Raw genomic sequence first — 13,723 nt, 5'->3', positions numbered from 1 at the left:
TAGGCGCGCGGTGATACCGCGCGCTTTTTTTCGTTCAGGAAGACAAGGAGGAAGGTGTCTTGGGTGTCTTATCTGAATGCAGGCTCGTCGAAGCTGCGCAGCTTTCGCGAGTGCAGTTGTTCGACGCCGTTCTCTCGCAGTATGCGGATCGCCTCCAGCCCGATGGTCATGTGCTGGCTCACACGCTGCCGATAGAACGCATTCGCCATGCCGCGCAGCTTGAGTTCGCCGTGTAGCGGCTTGTCCGATACGCACAGGAGCGTGCCGTAGGGCACACGCAGCCGGAAGCCATTGGCGGCCACCGCGGCGCTCTCCATGTCGATGGCGATCGCGCGTGACTGGTTGAAGCGCGCGTAAAGCGACTTCGATTTCAGTTCCCAGTTGCGATCGTCGGTAGACACCACCGTGCCAGTGCGCATCCGTGTCTTCATCTCGGTACCAGACAATCCCGTCACACGCGCCACTGCTTCCTGCAATGCCACCTGGATTTCGGCGATCGGCGGCACCGGCACCCACGGCGGCAGGTCGTGGTCGAGCACGTGGTCGTCGCGCACATACGCATGCGCCAGCACGTAATCGCCAAGCTGCTGCGAGCGGCGCAGCCCGCCGCAGTGGCCCACCATCAGCCAGCAATGCGGGCGCAGCACGGCGAGGTGGTCCGTCATCGTCTTCGCGTTGGAAGGCCCCACGCCGATGTTGACCAGCGTGACACCCAGTCCATCCTCGCGCACGAGGTGGTAGGCCGGCATCTGCGGCAATGCGCGTGGACGTGTCGCGTCATCCGGCTCCTGCTCGCCGAGTTGCTGGATCACGTCGCCGGGCTCGACGAAGCCCACATAGCCATCGCCACCGTCACCGGCCATCAGCGAACGGCCCAGTGTCACGAACTCATCGACGTAACGTTGATAGTTTGTGAACAGCACGAAACGCTGGAAATGCTGCGGCGCGGTACCTGTGTAGTGATAAAGCCGCTGCAGCGCCAGATCCACGCGCTCCGCCGAAAACAGCGACAGCGGCCAAGCTTCGCCCGGAGTGGGCTCATAGGTGCCATTGGCGATCGAGTCGTCGATGCGGCTCAGTTCCGGCAGCACGAATGACGCTTCAAGTTCACGCGCCTGCGTGTAGCTGATATCGGTGGTCGATGCTTCGATCACGAACGGCAGCGGGATCGGTCGGCGCGAAAGCCCCACCACCACCGGCACGCGGTGATAGCGCATCAGGCGCTCGATCTGGTCGCGGTAGTAGTCGCACAGCAGGTCCGGCCGCGTCACCGTGGTCCCATAGACCCCGGGATAGGCCACCGTGCCCCAGGAAGGCCGGCTATCGGTGACCATCGTCTCCAGATTGACTGAGATGCCCAAGTATGGATAGCACGCGTGCGCGGCTGACGGCAGCGGCTTGCCCTGGGCAAACGCGTCAAATCGCGCGCGCACGGCCGCCACTGAGCTGTCATAGATCTCGCGGATACGCGCCAGCGCGCTATCGGCGTCGTTGAACTCGGCAAGCTGATCTGCCGGGTGGGCGGAGGAGAAGATCGTGGCATTCATGGCAGGCATCATACCGCTAGCCCAAGGGACACGACAGAGCCCCGCGCGGGCCCTCGTGCGGCACCGAACGCGGGGGCTTAACGGACAAAGTTGTTTGACGCAGCCGTGTTCGCTTAGCTACACTCTGTCGCCAAAACGCGCGAACCATACGCGCGCCCGTGGCGGAAGGCACTGGCGTACCCCCACTTTCGTGGGAGTAAGGCGTGCGTGCCCAAGTACCAGGCTGGAGGAATCGTCAATGGAAATCCGCAACCCGTTGCCCGCAGATATCGAGGCAGCCCGGCGTCTGCTTGCCGCCAATGGTTGGGAACAACAGGTCAGCAATCCCGAACGGTTCGCGCAGCTCATCGCCAACTCGCAACGCGTCGCAGTGGCGGTGGAGGGCGGCGAGGTCATCGGCTTCGCGCGCGCACTCTGCGACGACATCGCGAACGGCTATATCTCGATGGTTGCCGTAGCGCCACAGCATCGCCGCCGCGGTGTCGGCCGCGCACTGCTGCGGCATGTCATGGGCAACGATCCGGATATCACCTGGGTTCTACGCGCGGCGCGCTCGTCGGAAGCCGCATTCTTCGGCCAGCTCGGGTTCACGCCGTCGATGGTGGCGATGGAGTGGCGGCGCCGCTGAGCAAGCCCGCCACCAGGTCTCACTCATCAGGTCTCACAGCAGGCATCACGGGCTCAGGCATCACGGCGCGGAATTTTGCGCCATGGCACGACGGAACTCCGCTTCCGTGCCCTCCATGTGGAACAACTTGCCTCCCGGCGCGAAGCGGTCGGCGCTGGACAGGCCTCCCACCACCACGGGCTGAAAGCCCGCATCGCGTACCAGCCTGCCGGCAATGATCAGCGCGCCGGCATCGTTCCCCGCCATCGGCACCGCCATCAACGGCCCCTTGCGATTGCTCTCACGCGCGAAGGACCCCGCGCTCGTGAAATTGAAGACACGCACGACTCGCGCGCCCGGCAGGTATTTGGCGGTGGTCACTCCGATGCCATTGGCTTTGACCTCCTCAACGATCGCCCCATCGCGCGGCGCCACAGCGTTGGTGGCGTCGAGCACGATCTTGCCCTTCCAGTCATGCTGGCTGCCCAGTTCGGGCAACGCACCGTAAGGCACGGCAAGCAGGACGACATTGGAAAACTCGAGGGCCTGGTCCACGGTCCCGGCCTGTGCCAGCGATCCCAGTTTCTCGACCAACGGCTTGAGTTCTTCGGGATGGCGCGACGAGAACATCACCGGATGCCCCACACCCACCCAGATACCCCCGATCGTGCCGCCGATGTGGCCGGCACCGATTACGCCGATCTTCGATCTCGGCTTGCCGCGTAGTGACTGTGCCGACGCCGGCAACGCCACGGCGCCCAACGCCGCGGACGCCACCCCGATCAGGAAACCGCGCCGCTCACTCCGAAACCCCTTGCCTGTCTGGCTCATGACACGCTCCAGTCGTTCCGATCCAGACACTCTAGGCGAAATCACGGCACGTGGCGGCGCAAGTTGTCACGGGAACGCCCTGCCAGCGCAAAGCGTACCCGTTTCTGCGTGAAGCGAACTTACTCGGGCTGGATGTTTGCCGCCTTGATGATGCGGCCCCATTTCGCCGATTCCTGCGCCTGGAACTTCGCCAGTTCGGCCGGCGAACTTGTGAACACTTCGGTACCGGTCGACTGGTAGAAGGTGGCGGCGGTCTCGCTCCTGGCGGCCTTGACCAGCATCTGGTTCAGCTTGCCAACCACTGCGGGCGGCGTGCCGGCCGGCGCATAGGCCGCGAACCAGTAGCTCATCTCGTAGCCCTTCACGCCAGCCTCGTCGATCGTCGGCACGTCAGGCGCCAGCGGCGAGCGCGCCTTGCCAGAGACACCCAGCGCGCGCAGCTTGCCGCTCTTCACCTGCGGCAGCCCCGTCGCCGTGTCGGTGATCATCATCTGGATCTGGTTGCCGAGCAGGTCGGTGATCGCCAGCGGGTTGCTCTTGTACGGCACGTGCAGCAGTTCCACGTGCGCCATCTGCTGGAACAGCTCGCCGGCAATACGCGACGACGAACTGCCGCTGCCGAAGCTGAGCTTGCCCGGCTCCTTCTTTGCCAGCGCGATGAACTCGCCCACGGTCTTGGCCGGTACCTGCGGATTGACCACCATGATCTGGCCGCCACGGCCCAGCGCCGTCAGCGGCGCATAGTCCTTGACCGGGTCGTACGGCAGCTTCTTGAACAGATGCTCATTGGCTGCGTGCGTCGTGTTGGTGGTGATCAGCACCGTATAGCCATCGGGGGCGGCCTTCGCCACGTCGCCGGCGGCGATGAAGCCGTTCGCGCCCGGCTTGTTGTCGACCACCACGGTCACCTTCGCTTCCTGCGTCACGGCCTGGCCCACGGCGCGCGCGAGCTGGTCCGTCGCGCTACCGGCCGCGAAGGGCACGACAAAGCGGATCGGCTTGTCGGGAAATTCGGCCCACGCACTGCCGGCCGGCAAGGCCAGGCACGTGAACGTAGCGAAAGCGAGTAGGGCTGCGGGGGCCTGCGGCCTGCGAAACGCGGACATCTGTGTCTCCTCCAGTTGTTTTGTGATGGAACAGCTTGGCAATCATGAGGCGCCGCCGGCGAACCGCGGCGGCAAGGGAATCGGCATGTCCAGCAGCAGAAACGCCAGCGCCTTGCCGTGTGTATCGAGATTGAGCGCATCGTTGACGCCGCCATCGAGCGCGCCGTCGATGACGAAGTTCATCGCGTGGATCGACGGCACCAGATAGCGTTTCACGGCCCCTGGGTGCCGATGCGCAAACAACGCGCGCACCGCATCCTCGGTCACGTGCGCGACGAGGTGATCGAAATCGCGGGCATCGTAAGCAATCACGCTGATGTTGGAGCGGTCGCCCTTGTCGCCGGTGCGGCCGTGAGCAAACCGGTAGAGCTGTGTGGTTACGGTCATGGCTGACTCCGGTCAGGACAACAGAGTATGGCGCGGGGCCACGGCGGAGCGTGGCGCCAGGCACGACATCGCGTTGAGGCGCGCACGCAATGCCGTGCGCACGCCACCACCGCCCGCTGGGCCGCAGGTGTAGAGCGCATTGACCTCGCGCAGCAGCGCCTGGGCCACGGCCTTGTCCTCGTGCGCCAGCGCCGCGCGCAGGCGCACATCGCGCGCCTCGGCCTCATGCGGCTGCGGCCGCGCCAGCATCTCGCCGGCGTCATCGGCAAACACGCTCAGGACGCCGATCAGGTCGAAGCGGATCGGCACGTCGAAACCAAGCCCCTTCATGCGTTTGCCAAGGATGTCGGCAGCCAGCCGCGCACGCGCCGCCGCATTGGGGCCTGCATATGAGATCTCGCCCTCGGCAATCCACCCGCCCTGATAGAACAGGTTGACCTTGAGCGTGTCCGGACGCGCATGGCCTCGGATATTGCGGACAGCTACGCGATCCGGACCGACCTGCGCGACGGTCACCTCGCCGATATCGGCGACCACGTCGGGGGTCAGGTAGGCGCAGGGGTCGTGCACCTCGTACAGAAGTTGTTCCTTCACGGTGCGCAGATCCACGCAGCCGCCGGTGCCAGCCGCCTTGAAGATCTCGATGCCACCATCGGCATCGAGCCGCGCGATCGGAAATCCCACGGCGTGTACATCGGGCACGTCCTTCATGCCCGGATCGGCAAAATAGCCGCCGCTGACCTGCGCGCCGCATTCGAGCAGATGGCCGGCCATCGTCGCAGCAGCCAGGCGATTCCAGTCATCCCAGGCCCAGCCGAAGTGCGCCATCGCCGGACCCACGGCCAGCGCGGGATCGGCCACGCGGCCGCACACCACCACCTGCGCGCCGTCACGCAGCGCATCGGCAATGCCCTGCGCGCCGATGTAGGCGTTGGCGCAGACGAAACGCGCCTCCGGGAAAGTGTCGCCGACGATTCCGCGCAGCAGCGCGCGACCTTCGTCGTGCGACAGGTCATCACCCTCCACAACGGCCACACGCGGCGCCGGCAGACCCAACTCCACCGCCAGCTCGCCGATACGGCGGGCCGCCGCACGCGGATTGGCCGCGCCGAAGTTGCCGACGATCGGAATGTCGTTGACCAGGCACAAGCCGAGGACCGGCGTCAGGAGCTGGTCCAGCAGCGGTTCGTAGCCATGCTCGGGATCGTCGCGACGTGCCAGTTGCGCAAGTGCCAACGTGCGTTCGGCCAGCGTTTCGAAGATCAGCGCGGCAGGTCCGCCCGCGGCAATCAGCGTGCGCACCACTGGCAGGGCGGCGTCGGTGCGGTCACCGGAAAATCCGGCGCCGGAGCCGATCAGCAAGGGGACAGTCATGGCGTTTCCGAAACTCGAAGAAAAGGACGGCGAACCCATTCTAGGTCTCGCAGGCTCTCACTAACAAACGGATGATTTGGATTAATCTATCGACATTGCCGATAAATCTCCACTACCCGAACCATGCTGTCGAACCTGTCGGTCAAGCACCTGCGCGCTTTCGTTGCGCTGGCCACCCATCGCAATTTCACGCGCGCGGCGCAGGCGTGCCACCTGTCCCAATCGGCATTCAGCGCGTTGATCCAGACGCTCGAGGAACAGGCGGGCTGCCGGCTTTTCGAACGCACCACGCGACATGTGGACCTGAGCACCGACGGGCGCCGATTCGAGGAGATGGCGCGTCGGCTGCTGGGCGATTTCGAAGCGGCCTTCGATGACCTGCGCGATCATGCCGAGCGCCGCAAGGGTCGCGTGGCGATCGCGGCGCTACCGTCGCTCGCGGGCGGCGACCTGCCGCCGCTGCTGGCCAACTTCCACCAGCAATATCCCGGTATCGCGCTGGAACTGCACGATCAGCTCGCCGACGGCTGCATCGAGTTGGTGCGACGTGGGCAGGCCGACTTCGCGCTGGCGCCCGCGCCAGCCCAGGACGCCGACCTGCGCGTCGAAGCGCTGGTGCGCGATAGTTTCCATCTGGTCTGCCCGGCCGATCACCCGCTGGCCGGGAAGCGCCGCGTTACGCCGCAAGCCCTGGCCGGACTGCCATTCATCCAGCTGTCGCGCACCAGCAGCGTGAGGCAGCACCTGGATGCAGCACTGCATCCGCTCAAGCTGAACGGGGTCATGGAAGTCGAGCACCTGGCTACCGTGGCGGCGCTCGTCGAGGCGGGTCTGGGCGTGTCGGTCGTGCCGGCGCTGGCGCTATTCCAGTTCCGGCGCGAGGGGCTGGCCATCCGGCCCATGCAGATGCCCACGCTGGTGCGCGACATCTGCGTGGTACGGCTCAAGGATCGGGGCGATTCGGCGGCGGCAACCGCGATGCTGGATTGCCTGCGCGCGCATTACCGGAGCGGCAGGCGCTAGAGCTAGGGATTGGGCTCAGAAGTGGCCAAGGTAGCCACCATCGACGGCCAGCACTTGCCCTGTCACGTACGATGCCGCCGGCGAAGCCAGGAACACCACCGCGCCCGCCACCTCTTCCGGCTGGCCCCAGCGGCCCAGTGACGTCCGGTTGCGCAGCCACTCTGCCACGGTCTTGTCGGCCACCATCGCCTGATTCGGCTCGGTGGCGAAGTATCCCGGTGCAATGGCATTGACGGTGATGCCCTGGCGGCCCAGATCGGCGGCCATCGCACGCGTCAGCGCATCGAGTCCGCCCTTGGTGGCGGGATAGAGCACGTCATTGGCGCGCGCCACCTGGCCGGCGATCGACGTGACATTGACGATCCGTCCATACCCGCCACGCTGCATCCATTGCGCCGCATGACGGCACAACGCATAGGGCGCGACGAGGTTGGTTTCCAGCATCTGGCGCAAGTCGGCCGCATCGAGGTGGGCCATCGAATTGCGATTGCGCGCGCCGGCATTGTTGACGAGGATGTCGAGCCGCCCGTGACGGGCGACGATGTCGTCGAACGCCGCGGCCACGGCGGCTTCATCGGTGATGTCGAGAACGAGCGCCTCGGCGCCTAGGCCGTTGGCCCGCAGTTGCGCGACGGCTTCCTCCACGCGCGCGGCGTTGCGCGCGCAGATCAGGACGTGCGCGCCAGCGGCGGCCAGGCCGGCGGCAATCGCCTGGCCAAGGCCCTGCGCGCCGCCCGTGACCAGTGCCACGCGGCCGGCGAGCGAAAAGGGATGGGCTGAGGATGCATTTTCCATGCGGGGAAATATACCGCAGCCCTCCGGTCTTCAGCGGATCAGCTTGCCGGTCGACGAAACGATCGACATTTCCACGAACGAGGAACCGGTGTGGCGCGTCGGGCTGTAGCTGATCAGGATGCCGCCGAGATCGTAGTCGCGCAGGCCTTCAAGCGCCGCCACGAGCTTCTCGCGTGTGGGCTCCGGTCCCGCGCGGCGCAACCCCTCGACCAGCACCTTTGCCGACATGAAGCCCTCCATGCCCGCATTGCTCGGCTCCACCTTCTGCGCCTTGGCCAGGCCGCGATATTCGCTGGCAACGCTCATCTGGCTCGAGTTCATGCCCGGCACCACCTGCGTGATGATCAGGCCCCGGGCATCGTCGCCCAACTCCTTGATGAACGAGTCGGCGGCGTTGTTGGACAGCGTGACGAACTGCGCCTGGCTACCGGCCTTCTTCATCTCGTGGATGATTCTTGCAGCCTCCGAGCCCGAACCGATCACCATCACGGCCTGCGGATCAGCCTTGTTGACGCTGGCCACACCCTGGCTGATATCCCCCATCGGGCGATTGAACGACGCCGCGCCAGCAGGCTGCACGCCACGTGCCTGCAAGGCCGTGTTGAACCCCTCGAAGACGTCCTGCCCGAAGCCGTCGTTGGCATAGAAGATCGCGATCCGGTTCATGCCGGATGTGGCCAGATGATTGATCGCGCGGGCCACTTCATCCTGGTACTTCGCACGCACGTTGAACACGTAGCGATTGACCGGTCGGTGCAGCGTGATGGCCCCGGTCAGCGGCGCCACCAGCGGCACCTTCTCCGCGCCGATGATCGGCAGGATGCTCTCGTTCTGGGGCGTGCCACGCACCATGAACAGCGCGAAGACCTTGTCGTCGGCAATCAGCTTGCGCACATTGCCGGGCGTGCGTTTGGCGTCGAAGCCGTCGTCATAGGTCAGCAGTTCGATGCGCCGGCCCGCGACGCCGCCGCTGGCATTGACCGCATTGAGATAGACCTGGGCACCGGCGATCTGCTCCTTGACCGAGCCCGCCACCGGGCCGGTGACGCCGGCCGACTGGCCGATGCGGATGGTGTTCTTGGTGATGCCGGGTTCCGCGTGTGCCGCGATGGGCGCGACAAACCCGAGCGTGGCGGCGAATATGCCGCACGCGAACTGCCTTGCGTTCATTGTTGACCCCTCCAGTAGCGCTGGTGTGTTTGATTTTTAAGCGCGCCGCGCAACTGCGGCGGCATGGGGACGGTAACCCAATGGGTGGCAATGAGCAAACAAAGCGGCGGATAAGGCGGAATTTGGCGCAGAAAGAGTGGTGAAGTGTTGCTGCGGCATCACACCGGAAACCTGAAGACTCCGGTACCGGTTTCAGGTGTGGCCGCAGCATGGCGCGTGATGGGACACACGCCGGGGCGCGCCACGACGGGCGCGCGAAGGGAAAGGCCTGGCCCCGCTTCGATCAGGGGAAGGCCGGTACTGCAGGATCCAGGCCGGCGAAGGACGCTTCGGGGTGTGCCTTCTGCAGCAGCGCCTCGACTTCTTCGACACGGCCGCGCGGCACATCCACCATCAGCAGCAGCTTGCCTGCCTCGATGTCCTTCTCGAACGACCGTAGTCGACTGTTCGGCGCCGAGCTGCCGATCATGCTCGCGGCCCACGCGCCAAACACGGCGCCCAGCACGGCGAGCACGCCGACCAGGCCCCATTGCGGAGAGTCGCTGACGATCGGGAACATCGCTACCACCACACCGGCCACGATACCGACACCACCGCCAACCATCAGACCCATTTCCGCAGCGTGAACGATGTCCGAAGTCTGGAACAGGTTTGCCTCGTGCAGACCCGTCATGTCGGCGCCATCGCGTCCCACGAAATGGATGTGGCTATTCTCGATGCGAGCCAGCAGCAGGTCGTCCATGGTACGGCGCGCGCTCGCCAGGTCGGGCAACAACCAGAAGATCCGTTTGCGCATGACTAGTCTCCTCTGTCAGGCCGCCCCGTACTCTGATGATCCGTCTTCGGGACGGGTTAGTAGCTGTTCTACTCTCTCCACGAAGCCTGCGCAAGGTACCGAATGGATGACGGGAAGTGGGGTGCCAAACGGAGAATTTCGCGCGTCACTTCGCCTGTGCGAACGCCATCAGAATGTGATCGGTAGACGCACCGTCACCGTCAGATCTGGTGTGTCTCGCGTCAGGCCCGCACCCACCGAGAGGTTCAGCGTGTACCGGTTGTTGAAGCGATAGGAGTAGCCCACGAGCAGCGTGCCCTGCGTGATGCGCACGGAGCCTGGGACGGTCTGCCCGTTCTGCTTGGTCGGCCAGATGATGCTTTGGTCGTAGCCGATACTGAACGACGCGTGCTCGTTGAGCGACAGGCCCATGCCGAAGTTGAACTCGAAGATGTCTCCCGGTGCGATCTTGCCGAGGAATTCCTGCTGGCCGTTCAGCACGGTGCGATAGATGTTGTCACGCGCGAAGTTGTGCAGGTAGCTGAAGGTGCCAAAGAACACCGCCGGATCGGTCGGCAACAGCCACGTGACGCCCGGCTGAATTGCCTGGAAGCCGGTGCCGGTCGGCATGCCCAGCGGCAACCCGGTGCCGGTGGTGTTGCTGACACAGCGGGTCACGCAATCGGTCACCACCTCGAACGGATCCTTGCCGGTGTTGGACTTGTAGCGCAACCAGCCGATGAAGTACGGCATCTTCTCGTTGCCGTAGTTGAGCTGGTAGCGCAACGTCGCCTCGACGTCGCCCAGGCCGCTGCCGCTTGAGTTGAAGGCGTTGTCGACGGCGGTGCCGGTGAAGATCTCGCGGCTGACGGTATCGCTGCTCGAATGCACGTACGGCACCTTGGCTTCGATCTCGAGACGCTTGGTAATGCCGTAGCGGAAGGCCATGGACGTGATGTACGTCGACGTCTTGATCTCGCGCACGTCGATCAGGCCGATCAGCAGTGCGGGAATCACCGTGTAGCCGACCAGTACCGCGCGGTCACTCGACGAGTAGCCGTACTGGAAGCTCGGTTCGATCACGATCTTGCCCTGCGGCGTGAGTACGCCAGGCTGGTCGAAAATTGGCGCGATCTCTGGTGGACGCGTATCGCGCTCCGGCGGCCTGCCCACCGGTTGTTCGGGACCCGCGGCGGACTCGCCTTGCTGGTCGCCCTGCGCGGCCTGGCCCTGCTGCATGTTCTGTGGCGCCACGGCCTGCGGCGGCGCGTCGGAAGGCGCCTGCTGGGCCTGCACGCCTTGCTGGGCCGTGCTGTTGATCTGTGTGGCGCTGGCGCCCGCGGCGGCCGCGGCGGCATTGGTCGCCATGTTGCTCGGCGTCACGCCGGTGCCTACCCCGGCCTGGCCACCACGTTTGCGCGCCAGCGATTCGCTATCCACCGTGCTGCGCAGTTCGCGGATCGTGGCCTCCTGTTCGGCCAGCGCCCGCTTCATCGCCTCCAGCTGCTTCGCCTGTTCGGTCAGTTCCTTCTGCAGCGTTTCGAGCTTGGCGGCCGCCGGCGGCCCATCGTCAGGCGGGGTCTGCGCGTGAGCCATGCCGCCAAGCAGGCACATCGTAGAGCAACTGGCAAGACCAATGCCCTGCAGCGAGCGCTTCTTCATGACGTCTACCTCCCCCGAGGACGGCGGGCAAAAACGCTAAGGCCCGCTACCAGTTCGTCGATGTCTTCCTTTCCACGACCAAAGTTTGCTGCGACTGCCTTGTTGCTGTTATTTCATGCCGGCCATTGTTGGAATGACGCTGTTCAGCGCGGTGTTTGCCATTTGCGCGCGGAATGCCGCCAGTGTGTTCACGCTGGCGTTGATCGTCATCAGGCTCTGGATATTCTGGTTGTTGAGGGTATTCTGGATAACCGTGGCCGGCATGTTCGCTACCGAACCTACGTTCGCGGTGTTGGCCGCGCCGTTCTGTATCACCGTGAGCAGGCCGTTGGTGACGACCGTGCCCGCCGCCGCGACGGCGGTCGCGGCCTGTTGTTGCGCTACGCCGGCGGCGCCCGTTGCCTGGGCGATCCCGCCGCTTGCGGCTGCAGTAGAAGTGGACGCCGCGACACCGGCAGCACCTTGCGCACTGGCTGCCGCGCCATTCGCTGCCGTGGTCGCGGATTGTCCCGCCTGACCGGCCTGGCCCGTTGCAGCCTGCGCGGCAGCAATCGCCGCGCTCGCAATGCTGTTGGCGCCGGTTATGGCAACAGTCACCGGCGCCAGGGCCTGCGCGAGTTGCGCGGCCTGGGCCGAGGTGATGCTGCTGATGTTGGGAATCGTGATGCTCGTGGCCACGGCCAGCGCGCCATTGACGAAGACGGCGCGATCAATGCCGAAGCCAACCTGCAACCCGGCGACATCGAAACCGCCACGCGATTCTTCAAGCCGCGCCTGCGCGACCGGCTTCCACTTGGCCATGCCGTCGCGTGCCTCGGCCACCTGCACACCGGGTTCCCGCGTGGCCATTGTCATGGCAGCCACGAGTGTGTCCCCGGTGGGGTGATGCCGCGCAACGGACGCCTTGTCCACCGGTTCTACTCCCCGCGCAGGCGCTTCGGCGATCGACTCGACAGCTCTCCCAGACACGTTCTCCGCGACGATGTCCGCAACGATGGGGTCTGCGGCACGCGCCGCCACAGTATTTGGATCTTCGGATAGCGCCGACAGCTGTGTCGGCGTCGGCATTGCAGGCAGGTCGATGGCGACCGGAGTCGCGACGCCCGCGGTATCGGCTGACTCGGGTGCCAGGGTCTCGACACCGGCGTGGGCATTGCCCGCGCAGGCCAGCCCCGCGCCAAGCAGCACGGCCGCGGTTGTCGACCTGGCCGTGCATCTTGATGCGGATGAAATGGTTGTCTGGACCATGATGTTCCTCAGCTCAGAAATCGGCGGGGCCATGCTTTGGCATGACGGTGAAGAACAGACTGTCTCGCGGAACTCCCATCCAGTAAGGGCCCGACGGCGCCACGCGCCAGTCGGCTGCCAGGTTGAATCGCGCGCGGTCCGTGCGATTGTGGATAACGAACAGCAACTGGCTGTCCCAGATCTTTTCGAAGTGATCGCGCTCGATGGAGCGGGTGCCGCGCGCGGGGTCACCGATCAGCACGCGGTCGCCCTTGATCCCCTTGATCACGACGAAGTGGTGATAACCGTTCTCGACGATCAGCACGATCGCCGGAATCTGCGCTTCCTCGAGCTTTGATAGCGGCAACTCGTAGCCGTCGGCCAGGAACCCGCGCGACTCGAGGAACCGCTTCATGTCGAGCAGGGAGAATCCTTCCGAGCGAATCTTGGCTTGGTCGCCATTGACATACATGTTGGCGAAGACCGTCTCTTCATTGACGGGGAATCCGTACTGAAAGGTCAGTAGCGTGGCCACGGCGGCCGAGCCGCAGCTGAAGTCGTATTGCTGTCGGATGGTCGTGCGGAAGCGCGCTTCGCGCAGGCTGGTCACGGGCACCGTGTAAGAGTTGCCCTGATCGCCCGGAATGCGAATGGTATCGGCGCGGGCTTCGGCGATGCCACCCAGCACCACCGCCAGCGTGGCGGCTGCCAACAGCAGGCTGCGCATGATCATTTGAACTGGACGTTGAGGATGGTCGCGTTCTGGATCAGTACGTTGTTGCCCGAATTCTGGATCACGGTCGGCAAACCCGCGGCATTGGCGAACGAACCGTCCGAGACATAGTTGCTGCCCGACAGCGTGTTGATGGCGGCGTTGCCGCCCACGGTGCCGTTCAGGCGCATGTCGTTGACGACCAGTTCAGCGCCACCGCGCACGTCGTCGAGCTTGCTGCTCGCGACCGCATTGGCTGTCGTGCCGAAAATATTTAACTTGGGGGCAGCATCCGGCGTTACCGCCGTCACGCTTGCCGCCGCGCCCGCCACAACAGTGGCTGCGCCAGTATCACTGCTTGCCGCCGCGACGGCCGTGGCGGATGCCTCGGCGACGGGTGGCCCCGCAATAGCCTGCGCAAACGGCCAGGCCAGGATGGCTGTCGACATTGCCAGGACAGCTCGGCGATGCAATCGCATGGTGCGTCTCCTCATGCCCCGAGGCACG

General features: G+C 65.0%; 14 protein-coding genes. 2 read left to right on the top strand and 12 right to left on the bottom strand.

All coding sequences use genetic code 11. From position 1 onward, the window contains the following. Positions 1 to 68: 68 nt before the first annotated feature. Positions 69 to 1,559: an AMP nucleosidase gene (locus RN01_RS27745; protein ID WP_017511538.1), complete on the bottom strand. Its 1,491-nt coding sequence runs from the start codon at positions 1,557 to 1,559 to the stop codon at positions 69 to 71. A 226-nt stretch (positions 1,560 to 1,785) separates the two neighbouring features. Between RN01_RS27745 and RN01_RS27740 the strand changes: the two genes are divergently transcribed. Continuing rightward, positions 1,786 to 2,175 carry a GNAT family N-acetyltransferase gene (locus tag RN01_RS27740; protein WP_008646522.1) on the top strand — a complete coding sequence of 130 codons (390 nt, stop codon included), beginning with the start codon at positions 1,786 to 1,788 and terminating at the stop codon, positions 2,173 to 2,175. A gap of 60 nt (positions 2,176 to 2,235) precedes the next feature. Here the strand turns inward: RN01_RS27740 and RN01_RS27735 are convergent, their stop codons facing one another. From RN01_RS27735 to RN01_RS27720, 4 genes are all read right to left on the bottom strand, one after another. After that, positions 2,236 to 2,985 carry an NADPH-dependent F420 reductase gene (locus RN01_RS27735; protein ID WP_017511539.1) on the bottom strand — a complete coding sequence of 250 codons (750 nt, stop codon included), beginning with the start codon at positions 2,983 to 2,985 and terminating at the stop codon, positions 2,236 to 2,238. Between the two features lie 119 nt (positions 2,986 to 3,104). Continuing rightward, positions 3,105 to 4,091, bottom strand: coding sequence for a tripartite tricarboxylate transporter substrate binding protein (locus RN01_RS27730; protein WP_017511540.1), 987 nt, complete (start codon positions 4,089 to 4,091; stop codon positions 3,105 to 3,107). Positions 4,092 to 4,133: 42 nt separating this feature from the next. Then, positions 4,134 to 4,478 carry a hypothetical protein gene (locus RN01_RS27725; RefSeq protein ID WP_017511541.1) on the bottom strand — a complete coding sequence of 115 codons (345 nt, stop codon included), beginning with the start codon at positions 4,476 to 4,478 and terminating at the stop codon, positions 4,134 to 4,136. A 12-nt stretch (positions 4,479 to 4,490) separates the two neighbouring features. Next, positions 4,491 to 5,852, bottom strand: a complete 1,362-nt coding sequence (locus RN01_RS27720) for an acyclic terpene utilization AtuA family protein (protein WP_017511542.1) — start codon at positions 5,850 to 5,852, stop codon at positions 4,491 to 4,493. A 123-nt stretch (positions 5,853 to 5,975) separates the two neighbouring features. Between RN01_RS27720 and RN01_RS27715 the strand changes: the two genes are divergently transcribed. Then, positions 5,976 to 6,875 carry a LysR family transcriptional regulator gene (locus RN01_RS27715; protein ID WP_017511543.1) on the top strand — a complete coding sequence of 300 codons (900 nt, stop codon included), beginning with the start codon at positions 5,976 to 5,978 and terminating at the stop codon, positions 6,873 to 6,875. A 15-nt stretch (positions 6,876 to 6,890) separates the two neighbouring features. Here the strand turns inward: RN01_RS27715 and RN01_RS27710 are convergent, their stop codons facing one another. The 7 genes from RN01_RS27710 to RN01_RS27680 all read right to left on the bottom strand — a co-directional run bounded on the left by RN01_RS27710 (position 6,891) and on the right by RN01_RS27680 (position 13,695). Next, on the bottom strand, positions 6,891 to 7,670 hold the full coding sequence (locus tag RN01_RS27710) for an SDR family oxidoreductase (protein WP_017511544.1): 780 nt from the start codon (positions 7,668 to 7,670) through the stop codon (positions 6,891 to 6,893). Between the two features lie 30 nt (positions 7,671 to 7,700). Then, positions 7,701 to 8,840: an ABC transporter substrate-binding protein gene (locus RN01_RS27705; protein ID WP_008643458.1), complete on the bottom strand. Its 1,140-nt coding sequence runs from the start codon at positions 8,838 to 8,840 to the stop codon at positions 7,701 to 7,703. Between the two features lie 283 nt (positions 8,841 to 9,123). After that, positions 9,124 to 9,636, bottom strand: coding sequence for a hypothetical protein (locus RN01_RS27700; protein WP_008643456.1), 513 nt, complete (start codon positions 9,634 to 9,636; stop codon positions 9,124 to 9,126). A 168-nt stretch (positions 9,637 to 9,804) separates the two neighbouring features. Further along, positions 9,805 to 11,277, bottom strand: coding sequence for an acetate kinase (locus tag RN01_RS27695; RefSeq protein WP_017511545.1), 1,473 nt, complete (start codon positions 11,275 to 11,277; stop codon positions 9,805 to 9,807). A 108-nt stretch (positions 11,278 to 11,385) separates the two neighbouring features. Next, positions 11,386 to 12,525, bottom strand: a complete 1,140-nt coding sequence (locus tag RN01_RS27690; RefSeq protein ID WP_024570601.1) for a hypothetical protein — start codon at positions 12,523 to 12,525, stop codon at positions 11,386 to 11,388. Positions 12,526 to 12,538: 13 nt separating this feature from the next. Further along, the gene (locus tag RN01_RS27685; protein ID WP_017511547.1) at positions 12,539 to 13,237 is read right to left on the bottom strand and encodes a C39 family peptidase; all 699 of its coding nucleotides are present in this window, start codon (positions 13,235 to 13,237) and stop codon (positions 12,539 to 12,541) included. Continuing rightward, positions 13,234 to 13,695 carry a hypothetical protein gene (locus RN01_RS27680; RefSeq protein WP_017511548.1) on the bottom strand — a complete coding sequence of 154 codons (462 nt, stop codon included), beginning with the start codon at positions 13,693 to 13,695 and terminating at the stop codon, positions 13,234 to 13,236. Before RN01_RS27680 ends, RN01_RS27685 begins: the two co-directional genes overlap by 4 nt. Positions 13,696 to 13,723: the final 28 nt, after the last annotated feature.

Source organism: Cupriavidus sp. SHE (assembly GCF_000812445.1).
GTDB classification, from domain to species: domain Bacteria; phylum Pseudomonadota; class Gammaproteobacteria; order Burkholderiales; family Burkholderiaceae; genus Cupriavidus; species Cupriavidus metallidurans.
Note: the sequence above shows the minus strand (reverse complement) of the source record. Positions and strands in the feature narration are given on the sequence as shown.